Raw genomic sequence first — 12783 nt, forward strand, 5'->3', positions numbered from 1 at the left:
CGTTCGGACTCCATACGGGTATGCGAGGAGATCCGGCGAACAGCCGTTACGGAATATGTTGCTCCGCTTGGGTGGTGGGTTTCCCAAGCGAGCCGGGTGGTGCGCCGGTGCGCGCGGATCGCCCTGCCCGTGAGGTCGGCGGTAGGCGGATGGGTGTGGGGGACCGGTCGTCAGGGCCGGGGCGGCGGGATGTGTGTGCGGTGTGCAGGCGAGTGTGACGGAGGTGTCCGGCTTCGGGTGACCGGCCTCGGCGAGGGCTGCAGCCGGGCGGGCGACCGGTCGAGAGTGTGGCCCTCGGCTCACTCCCGGCTGGCAAACAAACCGCACCACTGCCCGTCACTTGTTTCGGCTCGTGCGGGATGGTTCTTGAGGGCGCGTCACCCATGGCGACTCACCAACACCAGCCGCACCGACCGGTTTCAGAACAATCGCGGCTACATCTGGAGCAACCAGTCCGACACCACCACCCTGCGCGGCGACCACAACCGCGTCGTCGACGCCGAAACCAGGGGCCGCCGTCACCGACCCCACCCCACGCACATCCGTGCAGGCACAGCCGGCCGGCCGGCCGGCCACCGGCCGCGACCGCGGTGGCCTCGTCGGTCAGGGCGGCAGACGGCAGCGGCACTATCAGTGCCGGCAAGCGCTCGCCCACGACCCACCACCGCGTACCCACACCACCACGACCGGCCGAATCCACACACCGGGCACGGCCGGCCACGCCCCTCCTACCTCCGATGCGGGCTGTTTTTTGGAAGCTCTGACGCGTTGACCACGCGCATCGTTCGGCGGATCGTACTGTGCTGCTCGGCACACAACGGCGCCGGTGAACCGTGGGGGTGAGGAGGCGTATGCCAGCCCACTCACAGGATCACCCGCCGGATGGCGAGGGCCGTGCTTCCGTGTGGCTGTGGTCGCTGCTCGGTGTCTTCGCGGCGTGTGTGCCCTGCGCGCTGCTCGTGGTGGAGAAGGTCGGCTCCGCTCTGTCGCCGGTGCCGCTCGTCCTGGCGATCCTTGCCGCGCTCGCCGGGTACGTGCTGGCCGTCCGTGCCGTCGTCGGGCAGAAGTTCGGACAGAGTTCGCGCCGGTCCCGGATCCTGGTGTGGTCGACGGCCGCGGTCCTCTTCCTCGGCAGCCTGGGCGTGCTCTTCGCCTTTCGTCCCCCGCCGCCCCCGCTCGCCCGGATGGGCGGGGCACGCGATGTGGCCGTGGTCGGTTTTGTCCAGCAGGAGGGACGGCAGGACAAGCGGGTCCTGACCGACCTCGCCGCCACCTTCGCCCACGACATGGCGGGCCGGATCCCCACTGCGACCGGCGTCCGCAGCTATGCCGGCGAGGTCTCGCTCCCTCTCGCCGAGCTCCAGGGCACCCACCGTGGCGAGCTGGAGCGGAGGACCGCCCGGTTCGCGGACGAGACCAACGCCGAGATCGTCGTCGGCGGCCTGGTGAGCAGGGATACGGCCGGCCAGGTCACGCTGCGGCCGGCTGTGTACGTCAGGGCGGATCAGGCTCCGGACTCGCCCGAGCTCGCCGGCTGGTTCCTCAGCAGACCGATCCTCGTCGCCCGCGGCTGGGAGTCGGCGAGAGGCCGATCCCGCGTGAGCGCGGAGCTGACCCGCCGGATCGGCACCCTCGCGGAGTTCGTGGATGCCCTGGACACCTGGCGCAACGGAAGCCCCAAGGAGGCCGCCCGGATCCTCGACGGCCTGCTCGGCCCCGAGCGAGAGGCCGGCGGGGACAGTTTCGTACCGCCCGACCTGCTTCGGCTCTTCCACGGCCACGCCATCGAGGACCAGGCGTCCGGCGAGGGCGACCCCGGCCGGCAGAAGCTGCTGGAGGCAGCCCGAGCCGACTACCTCGCCATCGGCGAGGCATCGCCGGTGAGGTGGCGCGCTGCCATCAGCCTGCAGGACAACGCCTACCGCCGCGCCTTGGGGCCCGTCCACAATTGCAGGCCGGGGACCGTACAGGCACAGGATCTCGCCCAGGTGTCGCGGGAGTTGCGGGCCTTCGCCGACGACCAGGACATCAACGAACGCGGACGGCTCACGGCCACGGTGTACCTGGCCCAGGTCGACCATTGCCGCATCACCGCGGGGCTGGTCAAGGACGACGGCACGGTGGAACGGGCCGTGGCGGCCGTCCGCGCCGCCCATGACGCCGCCGGTACCGCCGACCTCCTCGCATTGGTGGAGTCCATCGCCGCCAGTCGGGCGGCGGCCCGAGGCGATGCCGCGGCGGCTGTCGACCGCATCCGCCAGGCCATCGCGCACGAACAGGACCCGGTCCGACGGGCCATCTGGTACGGCCTGCTGGCCTCATGGATCCTGGACCGCTGCGACCTGGCCGGAGGTCGTGCGGCCCAACAGGACGCGCTGAGCCAGCTCGCCGCGGCACAACAGGCCGGCCGGGCGAGCGAGGAACGCCGCCGCCAGTACGAGCAGAGCTCCAGCGCGGAACTGCGGCAGGCCGAGCAGACGTGCGGGGAGCGGCGAGGAGAGAGGCCGATGAGAGAGGGTGGGCAGTGAACAGGCACCTGTCGTGGCTTGCCTGGCTGTGCATGGTCGTCGTCACCGGCTGCGCGGCCGGACGTGAAACCCCGGCGCCACCGCCCATGGGTCGGATCACCGCGACCCATGCACACCCCACCCCAACCAGCCACGCCGCCCGGGACATCCTGCTGGCCCAGCAGTTCGACCTCGGGGGATTTGGTGGGGGTCCGTTCGGCTGCCGCAACGATCTGAGTCTGATCACCCACAACCGACCGGCCGACCACCCGCTGGTCTGGGTGACGTCGAGCCGGGAACCCCTTGCGGGGCAGAGCGACGAGGTGCGGGTAGTCCTGGGTGAATCATCGGTCCTCTGCCTCTACGGCTTTCCGGACGACAAGCCGGTCACTGTCACGGTGAAAGCGGGAGGACGGACCTACACCACCCCTGTAAAGCCAGTGGCCGAGCTGGGCAGCGATCAGGGGGGCGACCTCTTCAACGGACGTCCGATCGAGACCCAGAACCTCGGGGACGGTGTGCTCCAGAGCGGATACATGCAGTTCCTCCCGCCCGATCCCGCCCGCGAGGCTATCGCCCGGGCCGGCCGGCTGGAGCTGACGGCACGTTCAGGTGATTCACGCAGCACCAGTGAGGTACCACTGCGCTGGGAGAAGAAGGGCGCGGCTACCGACGCAGAGTGGGAGCACAGCCACCGGATCGCGGTCTACGGATACCCGGCAGGTGCGCACGTTCCGATCGGGCTGTACCGAGTGCAGCGAGATCAGGGAGGAGGGGAACACGCGGTGCTGGAACGACGGGTCGGTGACGTGATCATGCCGGCCTTCCGAGTCGCCGTCTTCACGGTCCCAGAAGAGCTGTTCCGCCTCGTCGGCGGGGAGCACGCGGAAGACCCTGCCTATCACTGCCTCGCCGTTCCCGGGCTCATCGACTGCGTGACCTGATCCCCGCGAACGCATCACGATCACCGACCACGGGCAGTCAACGGCCGTGCTCATCAACCCTCAGGAGCCTGCCGGCCCTGAGGACGCCCCGGCCACGTACCGCGAGTGGCAGGCCGCCGGGACTGCGGCGACCATGCCCAGTCCCGAACGGCTGCGCGATGATCTCGATGGGCCCTGGCGCGAGAAGCCGTACTTCCAGTTCGACGGCGCCACTGTCCCCAACGAAGATGAACAACAGCGCAGGGATGCCCCCCTGGGCCGCCGTCGAGGCGGATGAAGCCGGCCTCTGCCCCCACAGCTGGTTCCGGCCCTTGCGCTGCCGGTGGGGAGCCCAGCCAAGATCCCGCGAAAGGGGCCATGAGGTGATCTTGGCGATGCGGAAGCGGGGTGGCATCGCGGGACCGCTTCGGTCACCTCTGGATACGCATACATTTCGGCAGGTCACGAATGCACGGTGATCCTGTCGGCAGGTTGCTCCGCGGCGGGGCCGACGGGGTCCTGCACGTGTGCTCTGTGGATGATGTGCCGTGACCACCCTGGACATCGTGACCTACGAGGAAGAGATCGGGCAGCTGGAGGGATCGGTGCGCCGGCTCCGTCAGGACGCGAACGCCAAGGCGGTGCTGCTGTTCGACCGTGACGGCCGGCCCGTGGTGGAAGCCGGTGACACCGGCTCGGTCGACACGACCCCGCCGGCTGTCCTGACTGGGGGCAGCGGTGACGGCGGAGCCGACCTGATCGACAAGCGGGAGCAGTCGGTCCTGATCCACGAGGGACAGGGCGACACCGTCCACCTCGCGATCGTCGCGCAGTGGGCGGTCCTGGTCGTCCTGAATTCGAAGATCGTGAACGTGGCCACGGGCTACGCGCTGGACAGCGGCGGTGAGACCAACGGTTCCAAGGCACCGGCCTACAGCAGCCGCGATACCGCGGATCCTGCCGGCAACCGCCGGTGGGCCACCACGCGGCTCTTCGAGGACTCCGAAGAGTCCGTGCCCCTGTGATCCTCGCCTTCCCCGTACCTGGCGACCGTGCCCAGGTACGGGGAAGGCCGTCTGCAACGGCATCCTCGGCGGAGTGACGCTCGCAGGCTTCGCCGCCGAGGCCGACGGACGGTGACAGGCGGATCAGCCTCACCGGGTTCAAGTCGTACTTCGCCTGACCCGCGACCCCGCACACCTGGCGCCAGGTCCTTGCCGCGCTCGATCGTGTGGTGGCCTGTGGTCTGGCTGGGGGCCGGTTCGGTTACTGAGCTTGTGGCCGTGGTGTCGTCAGTGTGAGTCCGGTGCCGGTGAGGCATCCGTCGATGAGGTGGCTGCGGTATTGGACCTGTCGGAGGCCGTGTCGTAGTCGGCGCATGAGGTGGCTCGGGTCGGTGACGGCAGTGTTGGCCTGGGTGGTCCGGCGGAGGATTGACCAGATGCCTTCCAGGGGGTTGAGGTCGGGTGCGTTAGACGGCAGGTGGGGATTCCTTTCCGGCGCCTGCGTCTTGGACAGATCAATGATCAGCCGCCCCCGCGAGGCTTGCCTCCTGCGCGTCGATCAGCTCGTCCCAGTGCTCCCTCGTCCACTCGCAGGCTGCGTCCAGCGGGCCCAGCGGGCCCCGGCCGAGCGGGGTCAGGGCATACTCGACACGGCGCTCCGTGCCCTCGTACTCCTCCCGTGCGACGAAACCGTCCCGTTCCAGCTTGCGCAGGGACTGGGTCAGCGACTTGGCGGTGACGCCACGCAGCGGGACCTAGAGCTCCGAGAATCGGCGCGGGCCGTCCTGCAGGCAGCGCAGGATCAGCGTGGCCCACTTGTCGCCCACGCGGAATGGCACCAGCGGGGACGGACAGACGGGGTCGAACATCTGGGGATCCAGCGGGGTCCGTTCGGCCTGTGGCTTCGTCATGATTCACACCGTAGGGCGGTATCCGATCGGAAACCAGCCCTCGGCCTACGCTCCTACCCATGGAAGCGAAGAGCAGCAGGATCATCGTGTTCGGGGCAGGCGGCCGGGTTGGCCGGGCAGCCGTGGCGGAGGCCCGGCGGCGGGGCCACGAGGTCACGACGGCAGGGCGGACCGACGGGGAGGTGACGGATCCAGCAGTTGTGGCGCAGCTCGCGGCCGGGCACGACGTGGCGATGGTCGCCGTGTACGGCCCCGGGGCACGCCCCGATGAGTTCTTCCCGGCCGTCGCCCGGGCCCTCGCGGAAGGGCTCCCGGCAGCCGGGGTGAAGCGGCTGGTGTCGGTCGGGCTGGCATCCGTACTGCCCACCGCGTCCGGGGACCTGCTGATGGACGCCCCGGGGTACCCGCAGGAGTGGCGGGAGTTCTACGTCGAGACCTGCTCCTGACCACCCGGGGCCGCAAGTCCGGCCTGCTGCGCCGCGCGGCGCTGGCATACGTTCGGGACGAGGACGCGTACGTCCTGACGGCGTCCAACGCGGGCGCTGACCGCCACCCCGTCTGGTACCTGAACATGCTGGCCACCCCGGAGGTCACCCTCCAGGTCGGCGCGGCCACCTTCCCGGCGACGGCCCGGCCGGCCACGGAGGCCGAGTCGGCCCGCCTGTGGCCGGAGGTGGTGGCCGCGATGCCTTCGTACGCGGCCTACCGCACCGCGACGACCCGGGAGATCCCCCTGGTCCTGGTTACCCCGACCGGGCGGGCGAGCTGACCGCAAGCGTGTCGTGAACCCCGAGACCTGGGGCCGCCGTCACTGATCCCATCACCGGGCACCTCGTGCACGGGCAGCCCTGCGGTAGTCCGCCAGCAGGAGGCGATGCCGGGAAGGAAACGTGCCGACGCGGGTGATGCGCATGTAGAGCCGGTGACGGCCCTCACCGGCTGCCGGCCCGCGAAGGCAGGGGAACTCGAACCGAAGCTCGGCGTCGCTGCATAGATCACAAGCGGTTCTGGCACAACTTCTGAGGACCCATGGCAGCGGTTGACCGGTGTCCCAGATAAGGATTCGTCCGCAGAGAACGGTGGCCCTACCCTGAGCCGGAGCGGGAGTGCGCGCATTCCCGCAGGTTGCGGTGCCGTGGCAGAGCGGCTCATTGCACCGCCGTGGGCGAGGTCCCTCCCACGGCGACTGACGGAGACGGGGCGGACCTGCTCCCATCTGTCCGCGGGTTCAAATCCCGTCGGCACCACACCCGACCTGCACGTAGTCCAGCGCACGGACCTGCCGCGTCGCGCCAGGTCCACAGAAGTCGTGCCAGAACCTCACAAGCAGGAACGGTTGTCGGCGGATCCGGGGAACGACCCAGCCTGTGTGGCCACGGAAATGTTGGCGAGAAGCAGGAACATCGGGCTGTCGTGCCCCATGATCCGTCGACTGCATGCCCCGGGCTTCGGGGCTTTCTTCATGATGGCTGATTCCCCATGAGTTGTTGATGGCTTTTGACCTGCCCGCGTCCGACGGCGGCCCTCGCCACGGACCCTGCAGAGGGAGGCGACGAGGGCGGCGTGAGACACCTCCGCAGCACGGGCCGCGGCCGGGCTCGTGCCCATTCCCGCCGACCGCATCACGCCCTTAGACTGCGACCGCTCCGAAACCCGGCGATCATCAGGAGGGCGCACGAGATGAACCGATTACTGATCAGCGGATTGGCGGCCGTGACGTTGGTTGTGTCCGGGGGAGGTGCCGCCACCGCTTCCGACGGTGCTCCGCCGCGCACCACGCACGGCCCATGCCAGTACACACAGACCCCGGACGAGCCGCCCGCGCGCCGCGTTCCGCTACCGCCCGACCCACGGCGCACCCCCAGCCGCGGCGTGGTCGACATGGCCGTCCCGACCAGCCAGGGCCCCCTCCCGCTGCACCTTGACCAGGCCAAGGCACCGTGCACGGTCCAGAGCTTCCTGCACCTGGCCCGGCACGGGTTCTACGACCGAACGGTGTGCCACCGCCTGACGGCGTATCCGACGCTGAAGGTCCTGCAGTGCGGCGACCCGACCGGTACGGGTGAGGGCGGGCCCGGGTACAAGTACAAGGATGAGCTCCCGGTGGACCTGCCGCCCGCACCGACCGATCCGACCGGCGCGCGCCGCCTGTACGGGCGCGGCCTGCTGGCGATGGCCAACGCCGGGCCGGACACGAACGGTGCACAGTTCTTCGTCGTCTACGGCGACTCCGCACTGCGACCGAACTACACGGTGTTCGGCACGGTCGGCCCCGACGGCCTGGCAACGCTCGACAAGGTCGCCGCCGGAGGAATCCAGCCGACCGCGGAGGAGCCGGCACCGGTCGACGGCACACCCGTGCTGCGGACCGAGCTGTTCTGCGTCCGGCCGTCCGGCCGGCACTGACGCCCCGGCGGCCGGTCCGCGCGTGAGCCCGGACCGGCAGCCGAAGCCCGGAGCCGGGCCGACGCTCGCCGCCGGAGCCGAGGCACATGGACACGTTGGGCCGTCGCGGAAGCACTCGCCCCGGCGAAACCGCCGGGCTGGACAGAAAGTCGTTTCGCCGTACCCGTCGAGCTGACGGGGGTGTCCGGTGTCTGTGCATGGCGCGGCCGGTTCGCACGGCTCCCAGCTGGTCCGCTCGGTGGCCCGCCGGTTCTGTACGGGCTGCAGGTGCGGGTGGGTGTGGGGGCGGCCCTGGGCTGTTGCTGGAGGATGTCAGTTTTTCCAATCCAGGCCCTCCGGCGGGCTGGTACGTTCCCGTGCGGCCCGGGCCAACCCCCGTGGGTCGTGGAGGGGACGATGTCCGGCTTAGGCATCGTTTCTTTTGGCGTGATCATTCGTTGAACCGTGCATGACGGATCTGGTTGAGCGGCTGGTGCCGGACGAGTTGTGGGTGCTGTTTCGGCGGGTGGTGCCTCCGACGGAGGTCATACGTCCGCAGGGCGGCGGCCGACGCCGGGCGGGTGACCGGGAGGCCCTGGCCGCGGTCATCTTCGTGGCGACCTCGGGCTGCACGTGGCGGCAGCTCCCGCCAGTGTTCGGCCCGAGCTGGCAGACGGGCTACCGACGTTTCGCCCAGTGGAGCCGGGCCCGGGTCTGAGCCCGGCTCCACCGCGTCATCCTCGACGGACTCGGCGCCCGCGGGGAACTCGACTGGTCGCGCTGTGCGATCGGCTCAGTCAGCCTGAGGGCTGCAAAAGGGGGTCTTTGGCGGGACCGAATCCGACCGGCCGTGGCAAGCCCGGATCGAAAATCCACTTGATCACCGACCGGAACGGACTGCCGGTCTCGCTCGGCATCCCGGGCGCGAACATGCACGACAGCCTTGGTCTGGAACCGCTCGTGTGGGGGATCCCGCCGATCCGGTCCCGGCGTGGGCCTCGCCGACGGCGTCCCGGCAAGCTCCACGCCGACAAGGGCTACGACTACGACCACCTGCGCCGCTGGCTCCGCCAACGCGGCATCCGCCACCGCATCGCCCGCCGGGGCATCGAAAGATGCTGCCCCGCCTCGACGAGATCGAAGTCGAACTTCTGGCCCGCCGGGCCCGGGCCGAAGCAGAGGGGTGGCTCGGTGAGATCGAAGGGATCGACCTCACCATGTCCTTCCTGCGCCAGAAGCGGGACCAGACCCGTCGGCTCGCCAGGGTCGCGCCGGTCGACCTCGGCATACCCGGCATCGCACCGCGATCAGCGGCCAGGCGAGAATAAGGGGATGTATTGCCTGCAGGCGGTCATCGCCACCGAACCCGTGCTCCGCGAGTTGGCCGGCTCCACCACAGAGGCGTGCATCATTCCTCTCGGCCAGCACCCCTGGCTTTTGCCGTTGACCGACGCGCTGTTCGATGCGGTTACGGTCGCCGGAGCACCCGAACTCGACGGGTTCTGGAAGGCCCCAGCGGGCTTTGATCGCCTGCTGAGCGCGTGCTCGAAGGCAGCGCCGGTGGCCTACGTCGAGGCCGACTACTTCGGCGGGGCAGGGACCCAGACCGCACAGGTCTGGGATGCAGGCAAGGTAGTCCTTGGCCCATTGCACCTTGCCGACGGGGAACCGTCGCCGACCGGCACTCCGATCTCTCAGGCGCTGCGGCGACTCGGCGTGACCAAGGGCAATCACGTCGACGAGTTCGCCGCAGTCGGACTCGGCCACCACCGCGACACAGACGACTGGCTCTCACCCACGAACCGGTCAAGGCCCGACGAGCACACCATTTGACTTGGTACGGGGAACGAGCGCAAGGGCTACGGACCGACCAGCAGTGCGGCCAATTCGCCTCGGCTGCTCGACTGGTGCAGATCACTGACCTGGCCGTCACCGACTTCGACGACCCGCCACACCCCGTCCGAGCGAAGGGCCACATCGGTTGTGACGAACCGGCATCCTAGGCGCCGCACTGCAGGCCGGATGTGATCAAGGTCGGGCACCAGCCCGCGCCCGAACGGGCTATCCGGATGGGGCGTCAGCAGCCTGGGTTCGCCATCCAGCCACCACACGCGCACTTCGGCCGCGACGGACTCAAGCTTCGAGAACGTCTCGAAGGCGCGGAGAACGATCCCACCAGCCAGGAACTCCTCCTGCAGCTCCACAAAGCGCTGAACGACCCGTGTCAGCCCCTCAATGTCGGCGAGATCGGGAATGAAGCACGCCTGCTCCCACTCGTGCTTCCGCGATTTGACGTAGTCCTTCACGATTCCCGAGCCTGGCAGCAGGGGCTCAGCGAGAGCAGCCAGGTCAACGGCGGTCAGCGTCTCACCGGGCTTCGTGGGACGCCACGCGCTCGCGGGCGTGATGTCGACGAACATTGCATACCAGCCTGGCAGTTCGTGAGCACTGCGGTATTGCTCCGGTGTCACGAGCAGCTCTGTGCCACGTCGGCTCAGGCCCTCAGCCAACGCGGCGTATAGATCGCTGGGAATCATCCAGCCTCGGTACCAGGCACTTCCCAGCCCAGCCGGAACTTGTGCGACAGCCTGCTGCGCGTCGCCCTGCAACAGCGCGTCGTGGTCGATCAGCCCTACTGCCCCGCCGCAGGCGCGGACCTCCCGAGCTTCCAGCGCGAAGTGTTCGTCTACGCGTCGAGGGTTCAACGAATCACGGCAGTACAGGACGGGTATCGGCATGACCGACACGCTACGGAACCTCCAGCTGGCGGGCCACTGGTTTCGCGCTGCCAGGCACGCCATCTTGCCAAGTGCAGAGAAGCCTGCTGTGGTTCCTCGGCGTCGCCTGGGAGCGGGCCACCCAAGCCGAGGCGTCTGCGCTGGTGGGCTGGCTTCGGACGAAAGGGAATCCGCAGCGCCGGCGTCGAAGGCCAGATGCCCCTCCGCCCGGTTCGGTGAACCCTCGGACCGGCAAGACGTATCTGAGGGCTGGCTACGCGCCCGCGACGATCAACCACAATCTGACCGTCGTCAGCAGCTTCTATGCCTTCCACCGGCGCCATAACCGCGGACCCCTCGTGAACCCGGTGCCGGAGTCGGCCGCCCAGCGTCGAGCGTTGGCTCACCACGACCCCGAGATGCCCACTCCTCAGTTCCGGCGGGCCCGGCTGCGCCAGCGAGTCCGCTCGGCCGATCCGCGAGCGATCCCTGACAACCTCTGGGATGAGCTTTTCAGGGCGATGACGCACGACCAGGACAGGGCTGCGGTGCTGCTTTACGTTTCCAGTGGCTCACGAGCCGGCGAGCTCCTCGGAGTGGCGCCCAACGATATCGACTGGTCGGGCCAGCAGATCTATGTCGTGACCAAGGGCCGGCCGTAGTACCCCGCTGGGCGGCGCGTTCTCCCTCAACGGGCACCGCTACAACCGCACCAACTCTGGCACGGATCGCCGCATGGCCCGACTCCTTGAGGATCCCACCGTCAGAGTCGTTGACGAGAACACCGGGGCAACGACCGACGTGACCAAGGCCGATGACATCGCCTTCTGGGAGTGGGCAAGCGTCGAGCTTCTGCGGCACAGCGGAATCCGCGTCGAAGAACTCACCGAGCTGACCCACCTCAGCATCCGTCAATACCAGCGCCCAGAATCTCCAGACCACCCAGGGCTATGTCGCCGTGTTCGCCGAGGACATCGTCGGGTCCTACCAGCAGTTCCTGAACCATCGCCGGACTCTGAGACCAGACGGCGAATACGGCGACGTCACAGTCGAGGAATGGGCCGAGTTCGAAGAGCACTTCGACAAACGCAAGGTGGAGCTTGGGAACTGCGCTCGCCCCTACGGATCTCCCTGCCGTCACGAGCACGCCTGCATCCGCTGCCCAATGCTGCAGGTCAACCCGAAGATGCTGTCCCGGCTCGCTGAGATCGCGAAGGACCTTCTCCTGCGTCGGAAGAAGGCGGAGGAGGAGCAGTGGCGCGGGGAGGTTGATGGGATCGATCTGACGCTGACGTTTCTGCGGACGAAGCAGGCCGAGGCGGTCAGGCTCACTCGACGTCCGGTTGTCGCGCTCGGGCTGCCTCGACCGCGCAGCCAGTGATCAACAGTGTTCAGAAGTCTCGGAAACGTCTAACCTGCACAAATGCGCTACCTCGTCGAAGCATTCGCACTCACCGCCCTTCGGCGTGGTCGTCCGATCGAGCAGTTTCTGGGAGCGGCCGGGCCGCCGGAACTTCCGGGGATCCGATGGGCCGAGGTGCGGCCCACAGCCGATGGCTTCGTCCTGGTGGTTCACGTGGCCCAAGACATCGGTGGCGAGAACTGCTACGACCTGGTCGGGTTTCCATCCTTCGAGCAAGCGGACGATGAAGAAGACTTCGGCCACCAGATCGCCGTTGTCGATGACCCCCTGGCGGCCATGACCATCGCCGAGGAGAGGCTCGGCGCAGGCCGTGACCGATGGGTCAATCGGGGAATGGCTGGTGACGAGTACCGGGACTATGTCCGTACAGGCCGACCCAGCCTGCCCCTCAGCGAGTGAGTGAGGGCTGAATACCCGGCGACCTGATCGGCTTATTCTTCGCACCGTCCAGCTCTGCCACCGTCAGCATGCACGCCGCCCGCTGATCGAGTGAAGTGCAGAGAAGGACCAAGATCAGAAGACGGGACACCACGGAGACGATCGTCGGCGCGATCACCGGCACCCTGACCCGCCCGCAGCTTCTCGTACTCGGCCGCCACGACACCGACGGCCGACTGCGCGCGGTGTCGCACCGTACCGCGGCGCCCGGATGCCGCCCGGCAGGTCGCCGAGGTCAGCGCCGACCGCGCCATCGACTACGGCGGCATCTACCGCCACCCTCTCCGATTCCAGCGCCTGCGCCTGGACGCCGGGCTCGATGACGTACCCCTGTTCGGCGAGGGCCCGGCCGCGGCCGCCAGCTGAGCGACCGCGGAACCGGTTGGGGCTGGCGGCTGGACAAGCAGCCCCTGACCTTCGTCTCGATGCGGGGGACGGGCCGCGGGCCGGCACTGGGCAGGGGTACCTGCCGTGC

At 68.8% G+C, this 12783-nt stretch carries 12 protein-coding genes, 1 tRNA gene and 3 pseudogenes; 13 read left to right on the plus strand and 3 right to left on the minus strand.

The window, feature by feature from the left end:
• The first annotated feature begins 851 nt into the window (after nucleotides 1–851).
• The 3 genes from SLAV_RS37685 (at nucleotide 852) to SLAV_RS37700 (ending at nucleotide 4455) form a co-directional block, all read left to right on the plus strand.
• Entirely contained in the window at nucleotides 852–2528 is a 1677-nt protein-coding gene (locus SLAV_RS37685) for a hypothetical protein (protein ID WP_158740968.1), read from the plus strand.
• Complete coding sequence (locus SLAV_RS37690; protein WP_030240379.1) at nucleotides 2525–3451, plus strand: hypothetical protein; 927 nt, start codon at nucleotides 2525–2527, stop codon at nucleotides 3449–3451. Before SLAV_RS37685 ends, SLAV_RS37690 begins: the two co-directional genes overlap by 4 nt.
• Before the next feature lie 527 nt (nucleotides 3452–3978).
• Nucleotides 3979–4455: a roadblock/LC7 domain-containing protein gene (locus SLAV_RS37700; protein ID WP_051841476.1), complete on the plus strand. Its 477-nt coding sequence runs from the start codon at nucleotides 3979–3981 to the stop codon at nucleotides 4453–4455.
• Between the two features lie 241 nt (nucleotides 4456–4696).
• Here the strand turns inward: SLAV_RS37700 and SLAV_RS42870 are convergent.
• Nucleotides 4697–4912: pseudogene (locus SLAV_RS42870) on the minus strand (IS630 family transposase); the annotation flags it as partial.
• 37 nt (nucleotides 4913–4949) lie between these two features.
• Nucleotides 4950–5345, minus strand: a pseudogene (locus SLAV_RS37710) (winged helix-turn-helix transcriptional regulator).
• 59 nt (nucleotides 5346–5404) lie between these two features.
• On the opposite strand from SLAV_RS37710, the gene SLAV_RS40675 reads away from it, so the two are divergent.
• The 7 genes and pseudogenes from SLAV_RS40675 (at nucleotide 5405) to SLAV_RS37740 (ending at nucleotide 9563) form a co-directional block, all read left to right on the plus strand.
• Nucleotides 5405–5791: an NAD(P)H-binding protein gene (locus SLAV_RS40675; protein ID WP_106979793.1), complete on the plus strand. Its 387-nt coding sequence runs from the start codon at nucleotides 5405–5407 to the stop codon at nucleotides 5789–5791.
• Nucleotides 5758–6114, plus strand: a complete 357-nt coding sequence (locus SLAV_RS37720; RefSeq protein ID WP_051841478.1) for a nitroreductase family deazaflavin-dependent oxidoreductase — start codon at nucleotides 5758–5760, stop codon at nucleotides 6112–6114. Before SLAV_RS40675 ends, SLAV_RS37720 begins: the two co-directional genes overlap by 34 nt.
• Before the next feature lie 360 nt (nucleotides 6115–6474).
• Nucleotides 6475–6592: transfer RNA gene (locus SLAV_RS41325), tRNA-Arg, on the plus strand.
• Nucleotides 6593–7226: 634 nt separating this feature from the next.
• Nucleotides 7227–7751, plus strand: a complete 525-nt coding sequence (locus tag SLAV_RS37725) for a peptidylprolyl isomerase (RefSeq protein WP_234333918.1) — start codon at nucleotides 7227–7229, stop codon at nucleotides 7749–7751.
• A 448-nt stretch (nucleotides 7752–8199) separates the two neighbouring features.
• Nucleotides 8200–8843 (plus strand): annotated as a pseudogene (locus SLAV_RS37730) (IS5 family transposase); the annotation flags it as partial.
• A 2-nt stretch (nucleotides 8844–8845) separates the two neighbouring features.
• Entirely contained in the window at nucleotides 8846–9058 is a 213-nt protein-coding gene (locus SLAV_RS37735) for a hypothetical protein (RefSeq protein WP_030239447.1), read from the plus strand.
• A gap of 4 nt (nucleotides 9059–9062) precedes the next feature.
• Entirely contained in the window at nucleotides 9063–9563 is a 501-nt protein-coding gene (locus tag SLAV_RS37740; protein ID WP_037688710.1) for a hypothetical protein, read from the plus strand.
• A gap of 26 nt (nucleotides 9564–9589) precedes the next feature.
• Here the strand turns inward: SLAV_RS37740 and SLAV_RS37745 are convergent, their stop codons facing one another.
• A complete protein-coding gene (locus SLAV_RS37745) occupies nucleotides 9590–10468 on the minus strand; it encodes an ATP-grasp domain-containing protein (protein WP_030239444.1) in 879 nt (292 codons plus the stop codon).
• 71 nt (nucleotides 10469–10539) lie between these two features.
• Between SLAV_RS37745 and SLAV_RS41330 the strand changes: the two genes are divergently transcribed.
• The 3 genes from SLAV_RS41330 to SLAV_RS37760 all read left to right on the plus strand — a co-directional run bounded on the left by SLAV_RS41330 (nucleotide 10540) and on the right by SLAV_RS37760 (nucleotide 12269).
• A complete protein-coding gene (locus SLAV_RS41330; protein WP_158740891.1) occupies nucleotides 10540–11109 on the plus strand; it encodes a site-specific integrase in 570 nt (189 codons plus the stop codon).
• A 296-nt stretch (nucleotides 11110–11405) separates the two neighbouring features.
• Nucleotides 11406–11828, plus strand: coding sequence for a hypothetical protein (locus SLAV_RS37755; protein ID WP_051841391.1), 423 nt, complete (start codon nucleotides 11406–11408; stop codon nucleotides 11826–11828).
• A gap of 42 nt (nucleotides 11829–11870) precedes the next feature.
• Nucleotides 11871–12269 carry a hypothetical protein gene (locus SLAV_RS37760; RefSeq protein WP_037688707.1) on the plus strand — a complete coding sequence of 133 codons (399 nt, stop codon included), beginning with the start codon at nucleotides 11871–11873 and terminating at the stop codon, nucleotides 12267–12269.
• Nucleotides 12270–12783: the final 514 nt, after the last annotated feature.

It is taken from the genome of Streptomyces lavendulae subsp. lavendulae (genome assembly GCF_002803845.1).
GTDB lineage: Bacteria > Actinomycetota > Actinomycetes > Streptomycetales > Streptomycetaceae > Streptomyces > Streptomyces lavendulae.